17 protein-coding genes are annotated in these 22,284 nt (G+C 60.8%); 11 read left to right on the forward strand and 6 right to left on the reverse strand.

Annotated features, from left to right (window positions below; all coding sequences use genetic code 11):
* Positions 1-200: 200 nt before the first annotated feature.
* The 7 genes from ALO80_RS02125 to ALO80_RS02155 all read left to right on the forward strand — a co-directional run bounded on the left by ALO80_RS02125 (position 201) and on the right by ALO80_RS02155 (position 8,291).
* Complete coding sequence (locus ALO80_RS02125) at positions 201-1,604, forward strand: polynucleotide adenylyltransferase PcnB (protein WP_055007763.1); 1,404 nt, start codon at positions 201-203, stop codon at positions 1,602-1,604.
* Positions 1,597-2,103, forward strand: coding sequence for a 2-amino-4-hydroxy-6-hydroxymethyldihydropteridine diphosphokinase (folK, locus tag ALO80_RS02130; protein WP_055007764.1), 507 nt, complete (start codon positions 1,597-1,599; stop codon positions 2,101-2,103). Before ALO80_RS02125 ends, folK begins: the two co-directional genes overlap by 8 nt.
* A 228-nt stretch (positions 2,104-2,331) precedes the next feature.
* On the forward strand, positions 2,332-3,132 hold the full coding sequence (panB, locus tag ALO80_RS02135) for a 3-methyl-2-oxobutanoate hydroxymethyltransferase (protein ID WP_054986788.1): 801 nt from the start codon (positions 2,332-2,334) through the stop codon (positions 3,130-3,132).
* The gene (gene panC / locus ALO80_RS02140; protein ID WP_055007765.1) at positions 3,129-3,980 is read left to right on the forward strand and encodes a pantoate--beta-alanine ligase; all 852 of its coding nucleotides are present in this window, start codon (positions 3,129-3,131) and stop codon (positions 3,978-3,980) included. The genes panB and panC overlap by 4 nt, the downstream gene beginning before the upstream one ends.
* Before the next feature lie 253 nt (positions 3,981-4,233).
* Positions 4,234-5,898 (forward strand): glucose-6-phosphate isomerase, encoded by a 1,665-nt coding sequence (gene pgi, locus ALO80_RS02145; RefSeq protein ID WP_055007766.1) that lies wholly within the window; start codon positions 4,234-4,236, stop codon positions 5,896-5,898.
* Positions 5,899-6,138: 240 nt separating this feature from the next.
* On the forward strand, positions 6,139-7,005 hold the full coding sequence (locus tag ALO80_RS02150) for an oxygenase MpaB family protein (RefSeq protein ID WP_055007815.1): 867 nt from the start codon (positions 6,139-6,141) through the stop codon (positions 7,003-7,005).
* A 107-nt stretch (positions 7,006-7,112) separates the two neighbouring features.
* Positions 7,113-8,291: an acetyl-CoA C-acetyltransferase gene (locus tag ALO80_RS02155; RefSeq protein WP_055007816.1), complete on the forward strand. Its 1,179-nt coding sequence runs from the start codon at positions 7,113-7,115 to the stop codon at positions 8,289-8,291.
* Between the two features lie 35 nt (positions 8,292-8,326).
* Here ALO80_RS02155 and ALO80_RS02160 read toward each other — a convergent pair whose 3' ends face one another.
* The 3 genes from ALO80_RS02160 to ptsP are packed head-to-tail and all read right to left on the reverse strand — an operon-like array spanning position 8,327 to position 13,890.
* The gene (locus tag ALO80_RS02160; RefSeq protein WP_055007767.1) at positions 8,327-10,069 is read right to left on the reverse strand and encodes a PTS fructose-like transporter subunit IIB; all 1,743 of its coding nucleotides are present in this window, start codon (positions 10,067-10,069) and stop codon (positions 8,327-8,329) included.
* A 12-nt stretch (positions 10,070-10,081) separates the two neighbouring features.
* The gene (pfkB, locus tag ALO80_RS02165) at positions 10,082-11,023 is read right to left on the reverse strand and encodes a 1-phosphofructokinase (RefSeq protein WP_055007768.1); all 942 of its coding nucleotides are present in this window, start codon (positions 11,021-11,023) and stop codon (positions 10,082-10,084) included.
* Positions 11,023-13,890 (reverse strand): phosphoenolpyruvate--protein phosphotransferase, encoded by a 2,868-nt coding sequence (ptsP, locus tag ALO80_RS02170; protein WP_055005650.1) that lies wholly within the window; start codon positions 13,888-13,890, stop codon positions 11,023-11,025. Before ptsP ends, pfkB begins: the two co-directional genes overlap by 1 nt.
* A gap of 353 nt (positions 13,891-14,243) precedes the next feature.
* Between ptsP and cra the strand changes: the two genes are divergently transcribed.
* Positions 14,244-15,239, forward strand: coding sequence for a catabolite repressor/activator (gene cra, locus ALO80_RS02175; RefSeq protein ID WP_054986656.1), 996 nt, complete (start codon positions 14,244-14,246; stop codon positions 15,237-15,239).
* The gene (locus ALO80_RS02180; RefSeq protein ID WP_055007769.1) at positions 15,236-16,036 is read left to right on the forward strand and encodes a TatD family hydrolase; all 801 of its coding nucleotides are present in this window, start codon (positions 15,236-15,238) and stop codon (positions 16,034-16,036) included. Before cra ends, ALO80_RS02180 begins: the two co-directional genes overlap by 4 nt.
* A 6-nt stretch (positions 16,037-16,042) precedes the next feature.
* On the opposite strand, the gene ampE is transcribed toward ALO80_RS02180, so the two are convergent.
* From ampE to ALO80_RS02195, 3 genes are all read right to left on the reverse strand, one after another.
* Positions 16,043-16,879: a regulatory signaling modulator protein AmpE gene (gene ampE / locus ALO80_RS02185; protein WP_055007770.1), complete on the reverse strand. Its 837-nt coding sequence runs from the start codon at positions 16,877-16,879 to the stop codon at positions 16,043-16,045.
* 15 nt (positions 16,880-16,894) lie between these two features.
* Positions 16,895-17,443: a 1,6-anhydro-N-acetylmuramyl-L-alanine amidase AmpD gene (ampD, locus tag ALO80_RS02190; protein ID WP_055006434.1), complete on the reverse strand. Its 549-nt coding sequence runs from the start codon at positions 17,441-17,443 to the stop codon at positions 16,895-16,897.
* A 206-nt stretch (positions 17,444-17,649) separates the two neighbouring features.
* Entirely contained in the window at positions 17,650-19,905 is a 2,256-nt protein-coding gene (locus tag ALO80_RS02195) for a DUF1631 domain-containing protein (protein WP_055006433.1), read from the reverse strand.
* A 351-nt stretch (positions 19,906-20,256) separates the two neighbouring features.
* On the opposite strand from ALO80_RS02195, the gene nadC reads away from it, so the two are divergent.
* Together nadC and ALO80_RS02205 are read left to right on the forward strand one after the other, a co-directional pair.
* Positions 20,257-21,105 (forward strand): carboxylating nicotinate-nucleotide diphosphorylase, encoded by an 849-nt coding sequence (gene nadC, locus ALO80_RS02200; protein WP_055007771.1) that lies wholly within the window; start codon positions 20,257-20,259, stop codon positions 21,103-21,105.
* A 47-nt stretch (positions 21,106-21,152) separates the two neighbouring features.
* A complete protein-coding gene (locus ALO80_RS02205; RefSeq protein ID WP_055007772.1) occupies positions 21,153-22,241 on the forward strand; it encodes a TIGR00266 family protein in 1,089 nt (362 codons plus the stop codon).
* The last annotated feature ends 43 nt before the right edge of the window (positions 22,242-22,284 follow it).

The raw sequence follows: 22,284 nt of genomic DNA on the forward strand, positions 1-22,284 counted from the left end.
CGTACAGAAAACAATAATAAAGAGCACACACTTTGGGGGAGCTTCGGCTCCCCCAGTAGCTTCTCCCGCCTTGATCCACGCCATCGTTTGTCCTTGCGCGACAGCTTCCTACACCATCCCTCGACTAAATGCTAGAATCCCCGCCCATCATGCGGTCATTCCACGTTTTTGGCCGAATATTCCTTCAAACAGTGCATCCCATGCTGAAGAAGTTGTTCCAGTCATTTCGTTCCCCACTGCGCAAACCGCAGCAACATACGCGCACCACGCCTGAAGTGCTCAACAGCAGCCAACATTCGCTGCAACGCAGTCAGTTCAGCCGCTATGCCGTCAATATCGTCGAGCGCCTTCAGAACGCTGGCTACCAGGCCTACCTGGTCGGTGGTTGCGTACGCGACATGATGCTCAATATCACGCCCAAGGATTTCGACGTCGCCACCAGCGCCACGCCAGAACAAGTGCGTGCCGAATTCCGCAATGCGCGGATCATCGGCCGCCGGTTCAAACTGGTGCACATCCATTTCGGTCGTGAAATCATCGAAGTGGCGACCTTCCGCGCCAATCATCCCCAGGATGACGAAGAAGAGGACAGCAACCAGTCCTCGCGCAACGAGAGCGGTCGCATCCTGCGTGACAATGTGTACGGCACGCTTGAAGAAGACGCGCAACGTCGCGACTTCACGATCAACGCGCTGTATTACGATCCGGTCAGTGAACGTGTTCTGGATTACGCCAATGGCGTACACGACATCCGCAACCGTCTGATCCGCCTGATCGGCGACCCGGAACAGCGTTACAAGGAAGACCCGGTGCGCATGCTGCGTGCCGTACGTTTCGCTGCCAAGCTGGACTTCGGCATCGAAAAGCACAGCGCGCAACCTATTCGCTCGCTGGCACCGATGCTGCGTGACATTCCGTCGGCACGCCTGTTCGAAGAAGTGCTCAAGCTGTTCCTCTCCGGGCACGCTGCCCCCACCTTCGAAATGCTGGTGGACCTGGAACTGTTCGAACCGCTGTTCCCGGCCAGTTCCAAGGCGCTGGAATACAACCCGACCTACACTCATACGCTGATCAGCAACGCCCTGATCAACACCGACCTGCGCATCAAGCAGAACAAGCCGGTCACGCCGGCATTCCTGTTTGCCGCCCTCCTCTGGCCTGCGCTGCCGGCCAAGGTGCTGCGCGCTCAGGAACGCGGCATGCCGCCGATCGCAGCCATGCAGGAGGCCGCTCACGAGCTGATCATCGAGCAATGCCAGCGTATCGCGATTCCCAAGCGCTTCACCCTGCCGATCCGCGAGATCTGGGACATGCAGGAACGTCTGCCGCGTCGTTCGGGCAAACGCGCGGACATGCTGCTGGACAACTCAAGGTTCCGTGCTGGCTACGACTTCCTCCTGTTGCGTGAAACGGCGGGCGAGCAGACCGATGGTCTGGGCCAGTGGTGGACCGATTATCAGGACTGCAACGACAACGAACGCCGCGACATGATTCGCGACCTGAGCAGCAAGCCCGAAACAGCAGGCACAGCGCCGCGCAAGCGCCGCCGTAACAGCGGGGCCAAACGCAAGCGCACCACCGGCGAGGCGCAAAGCGGTGAATGAACCGCTGCTGACCTCTGAACGCGTTTACATCGGCCTGGGCAGCAACCTTGCCGACCCTGCCGAGCAACTGCGCAGCGCTCTCAAGGCAATGGCGCAGTTACCCGGATGTGAGCTGATTGGCGTTTCATCGTTCTATGTCAGCGACTCGCTGCTGCCCGGCCAGCCGCGCTTTACCAACGCTGTGGCGGCGCTCGACACCTCTCTGACGCCACTCATCCTGCTTGACGCGCTACAGGCCATCGAGCTGGATCAGGGCCGCGAACGCCTCGAACGCTGGGGGCCACGCACTCTGGACCTCGATATCCTGCTGTTCGGCGACCGAATGATCGATGAGCCGCGCCTCAAGGTGCCGCATTACCACATGCAGGCCCGAGCATTCGTGCTGTACCCGCTGGCTGAGCTGGCACCCGGGTTGACGCTGGCCGACGGGCGCGAGCTGAATAGCCTGCTGGGCGAGTGCCCGTTTAGCGGCCTGGAGCGCCTGCCTGCCGAGGCATGACGCCCGCCTGTCACCGCACATGTGTAACCGGTGCGACACACAGGTAACACCTTCAATTGACTTCACGCCCCCTCCTCACGAAGATAGGCCTCCCGCCGCCACACCACAGGCGAACGGGCGCGAAACAGGCCTTTGCAAAACACCGCGACACGACGGTGTGCCTGCTTTTCCAGGATGACTCTCACGCGCTGATCACCGGTCTTCACAGCGCCTGATGGAGGACTTTACATGCCGAACATAACCGTTACGTCGCTGCAGGCCATGAAACAGAAAGGTGAGAAAATCACCATGCTGACCTGCTACGACGCGACCTTCGCTCACACTGCCTGCGAGGCAGGTGTCGAAGTGCTGCTGATAGGCGACTCGCTGGGCATGGTCCTGCAAGGTCACGACAGTACCCTGCCTGTAACCACAGCCGAAACGGCATACCACGTTGCGTGTGTGAAACGCGGCAATCGAGGTGCCATGATTCTCGCTGACCTGCCGTTCATGGCCAACGCTACGCTGGAACAGACCTTCATCAATAGCGCCACGTTGATGCAGGCGGGTGCGCACATGGTCAAGGTCGAAGGCGCAGCATGGCTGAGCGAGTCGATCCGCTTGCTGGCAGAGCGCGGTATTCCGGTGTGCGCACACATGGGCCTGACGCCGCAGGCGGTCAACGTGCTGGGCGGTTACAAGGTTCAGGGAAGGCTGGAGACCCAGGCCCGGCAGATGCGTGCCGATGCCATCGCGCTGGAACAGGCCGGTGCCGCGATGATCCTGCTGGAATGCGTGCCCGGCGAACTCGCCGAAGAGATCACCCACGCGGTAAAGATTCCTGTCATCGGCATTGGCGCAGGCAGCGCGACCGATGGCCAGGTGCTGGTGCTGCACGACATGCTGGGCCTGTCTATCAGCGGACGCGTGCCCAAATTCGTAAAGAACTTCATGACCGGTCAGCCTGACATTCAGTCGGCAATCCGGGCCTATGTGGCCGCAGTCAAAAACGTCAGCTTTCCGGCAACCGAACACGGATTCTCGGCATGAATACAGTAAAAACCGTACAGGAACTGCGTGCAGCCGTCGCCCGGGCACGCAGCGAAGGCAAGCGGATCGCACTGACCCCGACCATGGGCAATCTGCACAGCGGGCACGCAGCCCTGGTCGCCAAAGCGGCCCAGCGTGCCGACTTCGTGGTCGCTACCATCTTCGTCAATCCGCTGCAGTTCGGCCCTAACGAAGACCTGGCCACCTACCCTCGCACGCTGGCCGCCGACCAGGAGAAACTCCTGCAGGCCGGTTGCAACCTGCTGTTTACCCCTAGCGTCGAGGAGATGTATCCGCATGGCATGGCCGACCAGACACTGGTCAGCGTGCCGCATCTGTCGCAAGGCCTGTGTGGCGCGAGCCGCCCCGGTCATTTCGAAGGTGTCGCTACGGTCGTCAGCAAGCTGTTCAATATGGTGCAGCCTGACCTGGCGATTTTCGGCGAGAAAGACTTCCAGCAACTGGCGGTGATTCGCGCCATGGTCCGGGATCTGAACATGCCGATCCAGATCATCGGCGAACCGACCGTGCGCGCCCACGACGGCCTGGCGCTGTCCTCACGTAACGGTTATCTGAACGACGATCAACGTGCTGCGGCACCTGCGCTGTATCAGGCCATCCGCCAGACAGCCGACGCGATCAACGCAGGCGAGCGGGATTTCGATGCACTGCTGACCGGCAAGCGGCAGCAACTGGAGGCCGCAGGCTTTCGCATCGATTATCTGGAAATACGCGACGCCACCAGCCTGCGTCCGGCGACTGATGAGGATCGCGATCTGGTGATCCTCGCAGCTGCCTTCCTGGGCAAAACCCGCCTGATCGACAATCTGCACCTGACCGGAAGCTGAAACGATGCGCCGAGGCAATGAACTAAGCCACACCGGTAATGCCATACCGGTACAGGTCGCCTGAACCGCAACCGACAGCATTTGAGTGGAAGCCCCGGTTCCTTGTGTGCGAAAAAGTACCGGGGTCATGCAAGGCGAGGCGCAGACAAAAGGGTATGCGAAGGGTAGTCTGCTATGTATAGCCCGTGAGAAAGCTTGCGACCTCGCTCCAAGAATATCCAAAGACAGATCCAGTTAAAGGAAACCCGCAGCGATGGCGTACTACCGCACTCCTTCCGATGTGACCGCTCTGCCCGCCTGGCAAGCGTTGAGCAAACACCGCCAGGCCATGCAGAATTTCAGCATGCGCGAAGCGTTCAATACTGACCCGCAGCGCTTCAGCCAATTCACCCTCAGCAGCGCCGGTCTGTTTCTCGACTACTCCAAAAACCTGATCACCACCGAAACCCGTGATCTGCTGGTCAGCCTGGCGGGCGAAGTGGGCCTCAAGGACGCGATCAAGGCTCAGTACGATGGCGAACTGGTCAACTCATCCGAGGGTCGTCCGGCGTTGCACACCGCCCTGCGCCGTCCGGTAGGCGACAAGCTGAAAGTCAACGGCAACGACGTGATGCCCGATGTGCACCGCGTGCTGAACCAGATGACCGAGCTGGTCGGCCGCATCCACGACGGCCTGTGGCGCGGTTACACCGAAAAGCCGATCACCGACGTGGTAAACATCGGCATCGGCGGCTCGTTCCTCGGCCCGGAGCTGGTCTCCGAAGCGCTGGTGGCCTACGCGCACAAGGGTGTTCGCTGCCATTACCTGGCAAACATCGACGGCAGCGAGTTCCATGAGCTGTCGATGAAAATTCGCGCCGAGACCACGCTGTTTATCTTCTCGTCGAAGTCCTTCAATACGCTGGAAACCCTTAAAAACGCTCAGGCGGCACGCGCCTGGTACCTGGCGCAGGGCGGCTCCGAGGTCGAACTGCATCGCCACTTCATCGCCGTGTCGAGCAACAATGCGGCGGCCGTAGCATTCGGTATCCGTGAAGAAAACATCTTCCCGATGTGGGACTGGGTGGGCGGTCGCTATTCGCTGTGGTCGGCCATCGGCCTGCCTATCGCGCTGGCCATCGGCATGTCCAACTTCAAGGAACTGCTGTCCGGTGCCTACACCATGGACCAGCATTTCCAGAGCGCGCCTTTCGAACAGAACATGCCCGTATTACTGGCATTGCTGGGCGTCTGGTACGGCAATTTCTGGGGCGCACAAAGCCACGCGATCCTGCCGTATGACCATTACCTGCGCAACATCACCAAACACCTGCAACAACTCGATATGGAATCCAACGGCAAGAGTGTCCGCCAGGACGGTACGCCGACGTCCACCGACACCGGCCCGGTCATCTGGGGCGGCGTCGGGGCCAACGGTCAGCACGCTTACCACCAGTTGCTGCATCAAGGTACACAGATGATTCCGGCCGACTTCATTGTGCCGATCGTCAGCTTCAACCCGGTTGCCGACCATCACCAGTGGCTGTACGCCAATTGCCTGTCGCAGAGCCAGGCGTTGATGATGGGCAAGACCCGCGCCGAAGCCGAGGCCGAACTGCGCGAAAAGGGCATGGCTGAGGAAGAGGTGCAGAAACTGGCACCGCACAAGGTCATCCCCGGCAACCGTCCGAGCAATACCCTTGTGGTCGAGCGCATCAGCCCGCGCCGGCTTGGCGCTCTGGTGGCAATGTATGAGCACAAAGTGTTCGTGCAGAGCGTGATCTGGGGCACCAATGCCTTCGACCAATGGGGTGTGGAGCTGGGCAAGGAAATGGGCAAGGCCGTGTACCAGCGTCTGACCGGCGGCACTGAAGAACCGGCTGACGATGCATCGACCCAAGGCCTGATCAATTACTTCCGCGGCCGTCACCGCGGCTAAACGCAATCGCCCCCAGGCTCCTTGCTACACACAAGCTCGCTCTTGATTCTGGCCGAAGGCCGTGGGAGCGAACTTGTTCGCGAATACGGTATTTCAGACGATATATTCTTGGCGAATGTAGCGGTCCTTTCGCGAACACGTTCGTTCCCACGCCCTGCGGGCAGAAGCTCGGGGCCTCAGGGCGTGTGTCTAACCATGAGTGCGTAACGGGGTTTACCTCTCCCGATGCACGAGCACGACATGGAATTCATCCGCACCCGCATCGAAACCCAGGTCATCAGCCTTACCGGTCTGGCCCTCGGTCAACTGGATCTGGAGAACCCCAAAGGCGATCCCGGCCTGTTCGGCCCACAGGCGGTGTGCTGGAGGGTGCACGGCGACTTCACGAGCATGCTGGTCGGCGGCATAAGCGCACTGATGCTGCAGGCTCTACACCCACTGGCATTGGCAGGCATCTGGGACCATTCCAACTTTCGGCAGGACATGCTTGGCCGCCTGCGACGTACCGGGCAGTTTCTGTCCGGCACCACCTACGGTGCAACCCGGGATGCCAACTGGCTGATCGACAAGGTGCGCAAGATTCACCTGAACATTATCGGCACGGCCCCCGACGGTCGGCCTTACGCTGCCAGCGATCCGGATTTGCTGACCTGGGTGCATGTGGCTGAAGTCAGCAGCTTTCTCGCCGCACACCTGCGCTACCTCAATCCGGAAATGTCGCTGGCCGATCAGGACGCGTATTACGCCGAAACAGCGCTGATTGCCGAACGGCTTGGCGCATGCAATGTTCCGCGCTCTCGCCAGGCCATTGCTGACTATCTGGCAGGCATTCGCGGGCAACTGATTTGTGACGACCGCAGTCGCGAGGTGCTGCGTCTGCTGCTCGACGCGCCTGCGCCGAACTGGCTGGCCAAGCCGTTTGGCGTACTGATTATGCGCGCCGGTATCGATTTGCTGCCGGATTGGGCCAGCGAAATGCTCGACGTCACCCAACGTCCTTTGAAACGCCGCCTGATCAGGCTGGGCGTGAACGGCACCGCGCCCATTCTGCGCTGGGCAGTGCGGGACGGATCAGCGCAACGCGCCAGACGCCGCATGGACCTCTGAACGTGGCAGGGAGGTCTTCGGCATAACGTGACCGAGCGGTTCGCGGTTGGAACCTGCCTGCCTATGTGTGCCACCATGAGCCCTCAATAACAATGAGGATCAGCACCATGCAGGACGTCGTTATCGTCGCCGCCACCCGTACCGCCGTAGGCAGTTTCCAGGGCTCTCTGGCTGCTGTAGCTGCTGTAGACCTGGGCGCTGCCGTCATCCGTCAACTGCTGGTTCAGACCGGTGTGGACGGCGCGCAAGTCGATGAAGTCATCATGGGCCAGGTGCTGACTGCGGGGGCGGGCCAGAACCCGGCGCGGCAGGCAGGCATCAAGGCCGGCCTGCCCTTCTCGGTACCGGCGATGACCCTCAACAAGGTCTGTGGCTCTGGCCTCAAAGCCCTGCACCTCGCGACCCAGGCGATTCGTTGCGGTGATGCAGAGATCATCATTGCCGGTGGCCAGGAAAACATGAGCCTGTCCAACTATGTGCTGCCAGGCGCGCGAACCGGTTTGCGCATGGGCCACGCCAGCATGGTCGACACGATGATCACTGATGGCCTGTGGGATGCGTTCAACGATTACCACATGGGCATCACCGCCGAAAACCTGGCGCAGCAGTACGGCATCAGCCGTGAAGCCCAGGATGAGTTCGCCGCCCTGTCTCAGCAAAAAGCGATCGCCGCCATTGAAGCCGGGCGCTTTGTCGATGAGATCACGCCGATTCTGATCCCCCGGCGCAAAGGTGATCCGCTGTCCTTCGCCACAGACGAACAGCCTCGTGCCGACACCACCGCCCAGACGCTGGGCAAACTCAAGCCTGCGTTCAAAAAGGACGGCACGGTCACCGCCGGTAACGCCTCTTCGCTCAACGACGGCGCCGCTGCCGTGATGCTGATGAGCGCTGGCAAAGCAGAACAGCTGGGCTTGCCGGTACTGGCACGCATAGCCGCGTATGCCAACGCAGGCGTCGACCCGGCGATCATGGGCATTGGCCCGGTCAGCGCAACCCGTCGCTGCCTCGACAAGGCTGGCTGGTCGCTGGACGAACTGGACCTGATCGAAGCCAACGAAGCCTTTGCCGCACAATCATTGTCGGTCGGCAAGGAACTGGGGCTGGATCCGCAAAAGCTGAACGTCAATGGCGGCGCTATCGCCCTCGGTCATCCGATTGGCGCCTCGGGATGCCGCGTGCTGGTGACCCTGCTGCACGAAATGATCAGGCGCGATGCGAAGAAGGGTCTGGCCACGCTGTGCATCGGCGGTGGCCAGGGGATTGCCCTGGCACTGGCGCGCTAGGGCGGGCATGAGGCGCGGAACAGGCCGCGCCTTGATCAGGCGGCGGCCGGGGCCACTTCCATGTCGGCAGGCTCCGGGCGCTTGATCAGCGCGTAGACTACGCCGGTCAGAACGCTACCCGCTATGATCGCCACCAGATAAAGCAGCGCGTGGTTGATGGCGTTGGGGATCAACATCACGAACAGGCCGCCGTGGGGTGCCATCAGCTTGCAGCCGAAGTACATCGACAATGCGCCGGTCAGCGCGCCACCCACGACACTGGCCGGAATCACCCGCAGCGGGTCCTTGGCAGCGAACGGAATGGCACCTTCCGAAATAAAGCAAAGCCCCAGTACGAACGCAGCCTTGCCTGCCTCACGCTCGCTCTGGGCGAACTTGCGGCGCGCCAGCAGCGTGGCGATGCCCATCCCGATGGGCGGTACCATACCGGCGGCCATCGCTGTCGCCATCGGCGCATAGCTCTGGGACGCCAGCAGACCGACAGAGAACGCATAGGACGCCTTGTTGATCGGCCCGCCGAGGTCGACGCACATCATTGCGCCCAGCACCACGCCCAGCAGGATGGCGTTGGTGGTGCCCATACTGTCGAGGAAATGGGTCAACGCTTCCAGCATCCCGGCAACCGGCTTGCCGACCACGTAGATCATCACCAGCCCGGTAAACAGGCTCGACAGCAACGGGATAATCAGAATCGGCTTGAGCGCTTCGACGCTGGCCGGCAGGCGGGCGTAGCGGTTAATCGCCGCGGCACTGTACCCGGCCAGAAAACCGGCAACGATACCGCCGATGAATCCGGCCCCCAGAGTGCTCGCCAGCAGACCGCCGATCATGCCGGGTGCCAGCCCCGGACGATCCGCAATCGAATACGCAATGTAACCGGCCAGCAAAGGCACCATCAGCTTGAACGCCGCTTCCCCACCGATCTGCATCAGTGCCGCAGCCAGCGTACCCGGCTCCTTGAACGCGGTGATACCGAACACGAAGGAAAGGGCGATCAACAGTCCGCCTGCCACGACCATCGGCAGCATGAACGACACGCCGGTCAGCAGGTGTTTGTAGACGCCCGTTTTCTCTTGTCTGGCTGGTGACTTGGCGGTGGCCTCATCGGATTCTACCTGCCCTTCCGCCAAGGCTTTTTTCAGGGTCGCCTCGGACTGCTTGAGCGCGATCCCGGTGCCGCAACGATAGATCTTCTTGCCGGCAAAGCGGTCAGTATTGACTTCGATATCCGCCGCCAGCAGCACCACATCGGCCTCGGCAATAGCCTTGGCGCTAAGCGGGTTGCGCGCACCGACCGAGCCTTGGGTCTCGACTTGCAAGTCGTAATCCAGACGCTTGGCCGCTTGCTGGATCGCTTCTGCGGCCATGAACGTGTGCGCAACCCCGGTGGGGCAGGCCGTGATCGCAACGATGCGCGGCTGCGCGCCAGCGCCCCCTGTCGCTTGCGGCGCGGTTGTCACGGACGCCGCATGCACCTGCGCGTCTCGCTCGGCGCGCTGCAGAAAACCGTCGACGTCCTGCAACGCATGGGCAGGCGAATCCTGAAACAGGCGCTTGCCGACAAAGCGGTTCAAGTCCACCGGACCGGTATTGACCACCAGAACAAGATCGGCAGCCTCAATGTCCTGAGCGGACAACTGCTGGTCCGACTTGTTGGGATCGATGATTTCGACACTGGTTTCCCAGCCCAGGCGCAATGCCGCCGCTTCGAGCAATCGTGCGCTGAGTACGCTGCTGACCTTGCCGTTCGGGCAGGCCGTAACTATGGCTAACTTCATGACGATCCTCTCTTATTGTTCTGAAAGGCTGCGTACAGTAACGCCGCCTTCAAGCCGTTTGAGTTGCGCGGCATCGGTGATGCCGAAACCGATCTGGGTCACCGCCATGACGGCAATCGCCGTAGCGGTGCGCAAGGTCTTCTGAGGTTCATGACCGCTGATCAGACCGTGCACCATGCCGGCCAGAAGCGAGTCGCCAGCACCTACCGTGCTGGCCACCGTGACCTTGGGCGGCAGAGAGTGCAGCGCCACATTCGGGCTGAACCAGTGCACACCTTCGGACCCTTGAGAGATCACCACATGCTCGATGCCCTGCGTGTGCAGACGTGCAGCTACCTCGGCTTGTGCAGCGATGGAAATGATCGGTGCATCAAGCGCGTCGGCCAGCTCTTCGGTGTTGGGCTTGATCAGCCACGGCCCGGCCGTCAGACCGGCACGCAAGGCCAGACCACTGCTGTCGAGCGCCACTTTCAGACCGAGGTCCTTGAGCATCACCAACAGTTTGTGCAGCCACTCTGGCGTGACACCGCGCGGCAGGCTGCCGGCAACGACGACCACGTCGAAACCTGATGCAATCTGTTGCACACGGGTGAACAGCGCTTGCTGCGCCTCCTCACTGACCTGCGGTCCGGGGCCGTTCAGGTCGGTGATGCGGCCACTGCCTTCGGCCAGTTTGATATTGCTGCGGGTTTCTCCCGGTACACGGACAAACTCGTCAACAAAGTTGCGACGCTCGAACAACGCCTCGAACGCTTGCTGGTTGTCGACGCCAAGAAAACCGGCGACGGTCAGGTCGTGCCCCAGGTCAGCCAGCACCTGCGCCACATTCAGACCCTTGCCCGCCGCGTGGGTGAGCATTGCCGTGCTGCGGTTGACCTGGCCCAGTTCCAACTGGCCCAACTGCACAGTCAGGTCCAGTGCCGGGTTCATCGTCAGGGTAAGAATCTTCGCCATTACACAGCCTCCACAAGCGCACGAACTTCGGCGGCGCTGCCCGCCGTCAGCGCATTTTGCGCCAGTTGCCGAGCGCTGCTCAGGGTCAGTTCACGGACACACGCCTTGACCTCGCCAATGCTGCGCGCCGACACGCTCAATTCATCCACACCCAGGCCGACCAGAACCGGCACCGCCAGCGGGTCTGCGGCCAGTTCGCCGCACACGCCCACCCATTTGCCATTGGCATGGGCAGCGCGCACGGTCATGTCGATCAGTTGCAGCACCGAGGGATGCAGCCCGTCAGCCTGAGCCGACAGGGTCGGGTGACCACGGTCGATGGCCATCGTGTACTGCGTCAGGTCATTGGTGCCGATACTGAAAAAATCCACTTCCTTCGCCAGAACCGGGGCAATCAGAGCCGCCGACGGCACTTCGATCATGATCCCCAACTGCAGGTCGCTGACCGGAATTTCCTCGCGCAGCCGCTCAGTCATTTCCCGCGCCTGACGCCACTCTTCAAGGGTGCCTATCATCGGGAACATGATACGCAGCGGGCCGCTGTCTGCGGCACGCAACAGAGCGCGAAGCTGGCTTTCCATGACGTCCGGACGCTGCAGGGTCAGCCGGATACCACGGACACCGAGGAACGGGTTTTCTTCCTTGGCGATCGGCCAGTAGGGCAGCGGCTTGTCGCCCCCCACATCCAGCGTGCGGACCACCAGCGGACGCCCTCCCAGATCGGTCAGCACGCGGCGGTATTCAGCTTCCTGCGTGGCTTCGTCGGGTGCCTGCGAATGCGCCATAAACAGCAGCTCGGTACGCAGCAGGCCAACACCTTCCGCGCCCTGCTCCACGGCAGCCGGCGTCCCCGTGCTGTCGCCGATATTGGCGAAGACTTCAACGGCATGTCCATCACGTGTTACGGCCGGCTCCATACGCGCTGCCGCCGCAGCCTTGAGACGCTCTTCGCGGGCATCACGGTCTTGCACTGCGCGCTGCAGGGTAGCCTCATCAGGCGCAACGGTCAGCCGCCCGCGCTGGCTGTCGAGCAGCAGCACAGTGCCCGGCTTGAGCAGCAGCACTTCATCACCGGCACCGACCAGCGCGGGGATACCCAACGCACGCGCCACAATCGCGCTGTGTGCAGTCGCGCCACCACGCGCGGTCAGGATGCCAGCGACCTGCGCCGGGTCCAGACGGGCAACGTCGGACGGCCCTACTTCATCCATCACCAGAATGTAGGGTTCGTCCGGGGCGGCGATGGTTTCAACACCACAAATCTGTGCCAGCACACGGCGCCCTACATCGCGCAGGTCGGCGGCGCGTTCGGCCAGCAGCGCATCTTGCAATTGTTCCTGCTGAACGGCAGCCGTTTCGATGACCGTAGCCCAAGCCGCGGCCGCGCTTTCGTTGTTATTCAGACGCGACTCGACTTCGCTGGTCAGTTCCGGGTCTTCGAGCATCTCCTGGTGGGTGATGAAGATTTCCCGGATGGCCTTGGACTTGCTGCGCTGAATGAGGTTTTCGATATCACTGCGGACTTCACCAACCGCCTTGTGCAGGCGCTCGCGTTCGGCAGCCACCGATTCGCCCTGCTGCGGATAATCGAAGCTTTGCAGCACCTGAACGTGCGCCGGGCCGATGGCAATGCCCGGCGAAGCAGACACAGCCTGCAACACACTGCCGGCAGCCGGAGCATTGAGCGGTCTGGCGACAGCAACAGGGGTAGGGGCAGCCTGCACCTCTGCGGCAACGGGCAACGGTTCGACTTCTTCACCCAGGCCCTGCTCGACTGCGGCGATCAGGGCGGGTAACGCATCGTTGGCGATGGTCGGCTCGGCAATGAACTCCAGCGTCTGACCACGGCGTGCGCCGAGGCTGAGCAGCTTGCTCAGGCTTTTGGCCGACACTGCCGATTCGCCGGTTTCCAGGACACGCATGCGAATTTCGCCGTCAAACTCCTTGGCCAGCTGCGCCAGTATCTTCGCCGGACGGGCGTGCAGGCCGTGCGCGTTGGCCAGCTGGACACGCTGGGTCGGCCACTCGGCAGGCACTTCGCCGCCTAGCGCTTCCAGTACCACACGGCTATTGGTGGCGTGGCCCAACTCATGGCCACGACCTTCGATCAGCAAAAGGCAAAGGCGCTCCAGCAGGGCTTGATGTGCCTCACCCAGACTGGCGAGACAGAACAGGCCGGTCAGCGGCTGGCCCAGGTAGCGGATCGGTTTGTCAGGTGTAACGAACGCCAGACCGGGGCGCTTGACGGTTTGTTCGCTGTGCAGCCACCACAGGCCATCACCCAGCGACAACGCTTCGACCTGCTGGAGCACCGCAGCAAAGCCATTGCTCACGCAGTCGGCCTTGCGCAGCAGACGTGCACCACGCCAGACCAGCTCTTCAAAATCGTCGGCTGATACGCCGAGGCTGATCATCTGCGCATCGAGGGCCAGCTCCTGAGGCGCGCCCTGTAACAGTTTGAGCAGGTCTTCTGGTGTATTCGCCTCGCGCAGCGCCTGACCCAGATCTTCTTCGCCCAGTGCGCGCGTCAGCAGTTGCAGCAGGCGCAAATGCTCGTCGGACTTGGCCGCAATACCAATCGCCAGGTAGACAATCTGCCCGTCACCCCAGTCCACCCCTTCAGGGAACTGCATCAGACGCACACCGGTGGTCACCACCAGGTCGCGGGTTTCGGGTGTGCCATGCGGGATGGCGATGCCCTGACCGAGAAAGGTCGAGCCTTGCTGCTCACGGTTCATCAGCCCGGTGAGGTAGCCCTCGGCCACCAGACCATCAGCGACCAGGTGGTCGGCAATCAGCTTAAGTGCGGCAGTTTTATCCACAGCCGAACGGGCCATGGATATTTGCTCCAGAGTGAGTTCGAGCATTGCCTTGACTCCTGTGCAGCGCCAGGGCGCCACCTGATTCTTGTTTTAATGACGATCACGTGATCGACAGCTTGGGGGATGCAAGTGATGCTTTGCCGGACATCGTATCGGACATCACTTTCATCTCGATTGCAGCAGACAACAGGCATGCTGAATCGTTTAATCTACAATTGCCCGGCACGTTACTCGATTCTGGGGCGTCATTGAAGCCCAGTCGGTCTGATCACTGTGGGACACTTCCCAAAATACTTGAAGCACATGGGAATTTCCTACGGTCTGGTGTAAAGATCATCGTCATAGCAAAAATAATTCGACTGTCCTGAGCCACTTACCTGACTAAAGGAAATTCCGGGGTGAAACTGAGCGATATTGCACGTCTGGCGGGTGTTTCTGTCACAACGGCCAGTTACGTGATCAATGGCAAGGCCGAACAACAGCGCATCAGTCCGGCAACGGTGGAGCGCGTCAAGGCCGTGGTCGAGCAGCATGACTTTCGGCCTAACCCACAGGCGGCGGGCCTGCGCAGCCGTCATAGCAAAACGCTGGGCTTCATCCTGCCGGATCTGGAAAACCCCAGCTACGCACGCATCGCCAAACTGCTTGAACAGGGCGCCCGCAAGCTCGGCTATCAGCTGCTGATTGCCAGTTCCGATGACGACCCTGCCAGCGAACTCCAGCTTTTACAGCTGTTCCGTGCGCGCCGCTGCGATGCGTTGCTGGTCGCCAGTTGCCTGCCGCCCGGCGACGAGAGCTATCGGGACCTGCAGCTCAAGGGCACGCCGATCATCGCCATCGACCGGGAAATGAATCCAGGGTTTTTCTGCTCGGTGGTCAGCGACGACCACGATGCAAGTCTGCAACTGACCCGCAGCCTGCTGCAGACCAGGCCGCGACACATCGCCCTGATCGGAGCACGCCCCGAACTGAGCATCAGCCGTGCTCGGGCCGCAGGCTTCGAACACGCACTGGATGGTTTTGCCGGGGCAACCATCATCGAACACGGCGAAGCGTTCAGCCGCCAGTGTGGCCAGCGTTTGATGACCGAAATGCTACAGCGACAGGGGCATTTTCCTGATGCGCTCATCACCACGTCCTACGTGCTGCTGCAAGGCGTGTTCGACGTGCTGCAAAGTCAGGCGCTGCAATCGACCCAACTGCACCTGGGGACATTCGGTGATACGCAACTGCTGGATTTCCTTCCGCTGCCCGTCAACGCGATGGCCCAGCAACACCAGTTGATCGCCGACAAGGCCCTGCAACTGGCTCTGGCCGCCATTGAGAAGGATGATTATCAACCTGGCGTGCACGCCATTGCACGGGCCTTCAAGCAACGCATTCACGAGGCGTGAGCATGACGCTGATCGACACCCACACCCACCTGGACTTTCCGGACTTCGATGCCGACCGCGATCAAGTCCTGGATAGCTGCCTGGCGCTCGGCGTGCAGCGCGTTGTGGTGCTTGGGGTATATCAGCGTAACTGGCAGCGACTGTGGGATCTCACAAAGGCCAACCCTGCCGTGCACGCAGCGTTCGGCCTGCATCCGGTGTACATCGATGAGCACCGTACCGAACACCTGACCGGGCTGGGGGACTGGCTGACGCGCCTGCAAGGCCATCCGCAACTGTGCGCCGTGGGCGAGATCGGTCTGGATTACTACGTCGAACATCCAGACAAGCCGCGTCAGCAGGCATTTTTTGAAGCACAACTGCAATTGGCGTCAGATTTCAACCTGCCCGCCTTGCTGCATGTGCGCCGCAGTCACGCGGACGTGATAGCGACCCTGAAGCGCCACAAGCTCAAGCGCGCCGGCATCGTTCACGCCTTTGCCGGCAGCCGTGAGGAAGCACGCGAATACATGAAGCTGGGCTTCAAACTTGGCCTTGGCGGTGCCGCGACCTGGCCACAGGCGCTGCGCATGCACCGTGTTATCGCCGAACTGCCGCTTGAGAGTGTTGTGCTGGAAACCGATTCTCCGGACATGGCCCCCGCCATGCACCCCGATACGCGCAACAGCCCGCAGCATCTGCCGGACATTTGCCAAGCACTCGCGGGCCTGATGAAAACTACCCCGCAGCGCCTGGCTGAAGCGAGCACCGACAATGCCTTCGAGCTGTTTGGCTGGCCCAGAGAGAACGCTTGCTGAGCAGGATCAGAACAACAGGGTCCACAGCGCAAACCCTGCGTACCAGACGATCGCAGCACGAACCAGCAGCTCCCAGAGCATGTCGAGACCGGTTACACCTTGCGGGCCGATCACCGGAGGCGGGACCTCGCTGGCGGCGCAACCCACACGTGTAATTAACTGCGCGGCGCTGATATTCCAGTTGAGCAGCTCGTGCAGCATGACCCGGCTGACCGCAACAAAATTGCCGACCAGCGCAAAGCTCGCGGCAAGCAACCTGACCGGCACCCAGTCAAAGGCGTGGCGCAACTGCCCTGCCCGCTCGACCAGCGCGGGTGTCCTGCCATGCTCGGCGGCAAGCGCCAACAGCCTGTAGGCGAGCGCGGCCACGGGCCCTAGCACGAAGTACCAGAAAATCACGGCAAAGAAACTCTGAAACGCCTGCCAGAGCACGTAACCCTGAACACCCTGCAGCAGTTGCTCGCCATTGTCCGCCTGTACGCTCATGTCGCGCTCGGCAACATGCACCGCCGCCTGCGCATCGCCACGCCTGCAGGCGTCGCGGAATGGCCCGAGAACTGCAATCAGGTCAACCCGGCCCAGGCTGTAGATCAGCACCAGCAGATGAATGGGCAGGACCAGCCAGCCGTAGGCCACCGAGCCGATGATGGTCAATGCCAGTTGCAGGATCAGGACTGGCACAAGAACCAGCAGCGCCAGCATGACCCATGGACGCGTCGCCGTTCGCGGACTGGCCTCGAGTTTTGCCAGCTCTTTCAGCCATGGCCCGTCGCGTTGAACACGCTGACGCAGAGCAGAAAATTTTTCGATAAGAACGGCCAGCAGTAGCACCAGAAAACTCATTGTTCGTCCCTCACATCAATCCAGCAAAGCCGCTCGAAACCTGGCCCAGTCAAAACAGGGGCCAGGATCAGTCTTGCGTCCCGGCGCGATGTCACTGTGACCACAGATACGCTCGGGGGTGATTGCCACAAAAGCCTGACGCAACTGACGCGTCAGGTCGATCAGTGCGTCGTATTGCGCATCGGTGAACGGCTGCTCGTCAGTTCCTTCCAGCTCGATGCCGACCGAAAAATCGTTACAGCCCTCACGGCCCTGAAAACTGGAAACACCAGCGTGCCAGGCGCGATCAAGACAAGAGACGAACTGAATGACGTCGCCATCACGCTCGATCAGAAAATGCGCTGAAACGCGCAGATCGGCAATCCCCACAAAGTAGGGATGCTCGGTGGTGTCGAGCTGGTTCTGAAAGAAGGCCTGCACCTTGCCAGTCTTGAATTGTGCGGGCGGCAAGCTGATGTTATGGATCACCAGCAGCGAGATCTCGCCGTCGGGTCGCGCATTGAAGTTGGGCGAAGGGCAATGCTGTACGCCGTCGCACCAGCCGCTTGCGGAGTCCAGTTGCATGAACGCTCCTTGATCGGGGATGAGTAAGTCGCGCTGATTATGCCCGTGACAAGAGCCCGTGTGGGGTCGGGTACAGATTTGCGGTGCGGGGGATACGCTATTCACCACCGAGCGGTGTGACGCGAAGCATCAGCAGCTGCATGCCGACGCGGAGCGCCGGCACAAATAAGGAAACGACAGGAAGACAAGGGCTTCAAGGCAGGCGATCACGCGCCCTTGAGCTTGCGCAGGTTGCTGATGACCGACTCCAGTGCGCGATCAAACAGCAACGCGTCGTCAAGAATCCGCACCGCACCGCGACGAAATTCGATGGCAAGGCCGACGCGGGTCTTTTCCAGGACCTTCATGCCGGTCCGGTTGACGAACACATAGCGCCCCGTCGGCTCGACAATCGCGGTCAGCTTGCAGCGCAGCTTGTGCTCCTCATCTTCCTGAATCTCGACCCAGCAACCGACGCGCAGCTTGTCGACCATCTGCAGACCGGCGTCGTCGTCAGGCAGTTGCACGGTGGGCTCGTTGAGCATTCGCTCTTCAGGTGCGATCAGAACGATCTCTTCAACAACAGCCATCATCGGCGGGCCTTCGGCAGGGTACAAGCCGGTCGGCGGCGTATCGTCCTGCGCATCGTCCTCACTGCCTTCCTGCAACCGCGAGAAATGCTGAAACGCCTGAACGTGCAGCGATTCAAGCTGGCTGAAGAATTCGCTGGTGGCAAACGGATCGAATGCTGCGCTGGTCAGGCCATCACGCAGAGACTTGAGCAACCCCGGCACCAGGTCAAGCAGACGCTGGAGTGCCTGCGGATCGTCATGTTGCTCGACGCTCCAGATCAGCTCGTCCATGGTTGCCAGCCCGGCCTGCCACTCGCTGGACTCTTCGCCATGCTTGAGACAGGTCAGCAGAAGCACCTTGCTCCAGGCCTCCTGCAACAGGCGCACAACCACTTCAGGCAAAGTTCTGCCCAGCAGGCGCTGATTCAACTCATGCTGCACCTGTTGCCGAGCCAGTTCGGCGCGCGCGCGCCCTTCTTCGGCGTCACGGGTGCGCTGCTCAAGCAACTCGCTGCGACGGCGCTCGTCGCTGGTGAACGCCAGAAAATCTGCCAGCAACTCGGAAAAGATTGCCGGGTCATCAACAAAATCGTTGAGCAGACGCTGCACGATCTGTTCGACCCGCTGGTAGAGCGAGTCGCGCTGATAATCGTCGCGGCCGCCCCAGCCCAACGCGGCAGTGGCAATTTCGTTGAGCAGGCGACGGGCCGGATGGCTGCCACGACTGAAAAAGCTCTTGTCGAGCACCGCTACCTTGAGCATCGGAATCTGCAGGCGTCCGATCAGCGCGCGCAATGACGGCGTCAGGTTGCGATCATCGAGAATAAACTCGAACAGCATGGCAATCAGGTTGATCACATCTTCATCGCCAACGCCGACAATTCTGGACTTGCCAGTCTTGACGTTGACCCGGGTCAGCAACTGCTCCAGCTGATCACGCAGGTCAAAATCGTCTGCGGTGTCCTGAGAGGGAACGTATTGCTGCAGGTGAGAAAGCAGACGCAGCAGATCCTTGCTGGAAATCGGACGCACTTCGGCATTGGGCTCATGGCGCGGAGCGAGGTTGCCACGAACCTGCAGCAACAGCTCCTGCAGAGCAGAAAAAACTTCCTGCACGCCCTTGTCGAGCTTGTCGGCGGCTTCGTTCAGGGCAGGATCGGACATTTCGGAACCGCGGTTTCGCGGAGCGGCCCGGTCTGATGATCGGCGGGTCGGCAATGCCTTCATGTCCGGCAACACACCCGTCGCAATCAACAGCTGGTTGGCTTCGCTGTACAGGTGGTCAGTGTTGGCCAGAACATATTTCTCGAACAGCTTGAGAATGATCAATTTGACCTTGATCTCGACACCAAGGCTACGTCCGGCCTCCAGGAAAAACCTGCACAACATGGCCGGCCCCAGCGGGTTGGCGTCCTCGGTGATGGTCTGAGGAATCAGAACATTCAGCCGCGCAGTAAGCTGGCCCAGCGCCAGGCTGTCACGGCTCATGACCTTGCTGACCATCGCATCCACGGCCACCGTCTTTTCCAGGTCGTCGTTATGCACCAGCGCCAGTTTGTCGAAGGACACCGAGGAGGGAAGCACGGGCTCATGAATCTGATACTGGCCCAAAGCCAGAAAAGACTCATAGAATTTGTCGAGAAAGCCACGTTCTATGCTTTTGCGCTTGAGGCGCAAGTCACGCATGGCTTCAAAGAAAATGTTCTGGTCAGTGTTGCTGCGAGCACGATCAGCCATTTCGAACAGCGTGTCGTCGGCGTTGTCGAACAGCGCCTGCAATGCATCCTTGAGCTGCTGGGCGGCCTTGTCGCGGACCTGCAGCAACACAACGGGTAATCGGGCCAAAGGAGTACCGGCCCCTTGCGCGGGGAGCGATTTGCTCAACGGCACTACTTTTTCGTCGTTCGGCATTACACCCCCTGACAGGAAACAACCTGAACCCCATCACAAACGTGGCTTGCTATCCTCGCACTGTGAAGCGACCCGCTTGGCCTTGCACAACGTCAAAGTCATGACGTCAATTACAAGTCGGATTATCTTTCAAAACTTGTCGTGAACGCCAGTGAGACTTCTTTCACTCTGGTGAGAAATGTGACAAGGCACTCATATGCTGCGATAGACCGCGATATTCGCTTTCCATCGCAAACGAATTTGCCAAACCGACCAACTGCATGTTCCCAGTGCCGCACCTGAGCATTGCCGCAGGTGGGTTCGCGGTGTGCGGTGCCTTATACTCGGACGACTTTGCTACTGGAGCCCGCTATGCCGAATTTACGAATTGCCGACCTGACCGCCGAGATCGAAGCCAATGTGCGTCGTGCATTGCTTGAGGATGTCGGCAGCGGCGATATCACCGCCCAATTGATTCCGGCAGAACGGCTGGCCAAGGCCACTATCATTTCCCGCGATGCAGCGGTGATCGCAGGAACCGCGTGGGTCGATACCGTCTTCCGGCAACTGGACCCTCGGGTGGCAGTGCACTGGCAGGTGAGCGACGGCGACCGGGTCAGCCCGAATCAGGCGCTGTTCCATCTGGAAGGCCCGGCTCGTTCGCTGTTGACCGGCGAGCGCAGCGCGCTCAACTTTTTGCAGATGCTCTCGGGCGTGGCCACGCGTGCGCAATATTTCGCTGACATGGTTGCCGGCACCCAGGTCAAGCTGCTGGATACCCGCAAGACGCTGCCGGGCCTGCGCATGGCGCAGAAATACGCAGTTACCTGCGGCGGCTGCCACAACCACCGGATCGGTCTGTACGACGCATTTCTGATCAAGGAAAACCATATTGCAGCCTGTGGCGGCATTGCTCAGGCGGTAGAAGCGGCGCACCGGATTGCACCGGGCAAGCCCGTGGAAGTCGAGGTAGAAAGCCTGAGTGAGCTCAAGCAGGCCCTGGACGCGGGTGCCGACATCATCATGCTCGATGAGTTGAGCCTTGATGATATGCGCGAGGCCGTGCGCCTGACCGCAGGCCGCGCCCGCCTGGAAGCCAGCGGTGGCATCAATGACGACACGCTGCGGGTGATTGCCGAAACGGGTGTGGATTACATTTCCATCGGTGCCATGACCAAGGACGTAAAGGCTGTGGACCTGTCCATGCGCCTGAGCCTCTGACCCATCACACACAGACGACTGTCACGATTCGCTCGGGAGTGGACGCTTTGGAACAATGGTTTGTCATGAATGCGGGCAAGCAGCTTGGCCCGATGGATGCGGACGCCGCACGGCTGATTGCACGTGAATCACCCGGTGCATGGTGCTGGAAACAAGGCATGCCGGACTGGCAGCCGATCTATCAGGTGCCGCAGGTTCGTGCGATGAAGAAGGATGGCGTGACGCCCTTTCCGGCCCCGACACCGGACATGATCCAGCCGAAACCCTCCGGGCTGCCTGCACAATCCGCCCCGACACCTGCACCTGCACCTGCACCTGCACCTGCACCTGCAAAACGTCCTTCATTTACGCCAGACCCGAACGCATCGGGTGGCTATGGTTTGTCGCAAGCGACCGCCGGGGTGGACTTCAAGCTGTACGGTGCGGAAACACAGTTCGTCGAACTGGAGCTTGATCCTGGCGAAAGTGCCGTCGCCGAAGCCGGGGCGATGATGTACAAGACCTGCGACGTGCAGATGGAAACCATCTTCGGCGACGGCAGCAACCAGTCATCAGGGCTGCTGGGGTCGCTGTTCGGTGCCGGCAAACGCATGCTGACGGGCGAAAGCCTGTTCACCACAGTGTTTTCGCAACAGGGATCGGGCAAGGGACGCGTGGCATTTGCAGCGCCCTACCCCGGCACCATCCTGCCACTGAACCTGGGTGATTTCGGCGGCAAGCTTATCTGCCAGAAAGACAGCTTTCTGGCCGGTGCCAAAGGCGTCTCCATCGGCATCCAGTTTCAGAAAAAAATCCTCACCGGTTTGTTCGGAGGCGAAGGTTTTGTCCTGCAAAAGCTGGAGGGCGACGGCTGGGTGTTCGTGCACATGGGCGGCACAGTGCGCAAGATAGAACTGGCTGCAGGCGAAGCACTGGACGTCGATACCGGGTGTCTGGCGGCCATGACGCAGACGGTAGATTACGATATCCGCATGGTCGGTGGCGGTATCAAGTCGATGTTGTTCGGCGGCGAAGGTGTGTTTTTCGCCAGGCTGACAGGGCCTGGCACGGTATGGCTGCAAAGCCTGCCCTTCTCACGACTGGCCGGACGCATGCTGGCAGCAGGGCCAGCCGGAGTGGGCAGAAGCGAACGTTAACGTCAGCATTTCGTCATTCGATCGGGGGCCATGCAGCGCCCCC

It is taken from the genome of Pseudomonas caricapapayae (assembly GCF_001400735.1).
In the GTDB taxonomy this organism is placed as follows: Bacteria; Pseudomonadota; Gammaproteobacteria; order Pseudomonadales; family Pseudomonadaceae; genus Aquipseudomonas; species Aquipseudomonas caricapapayae.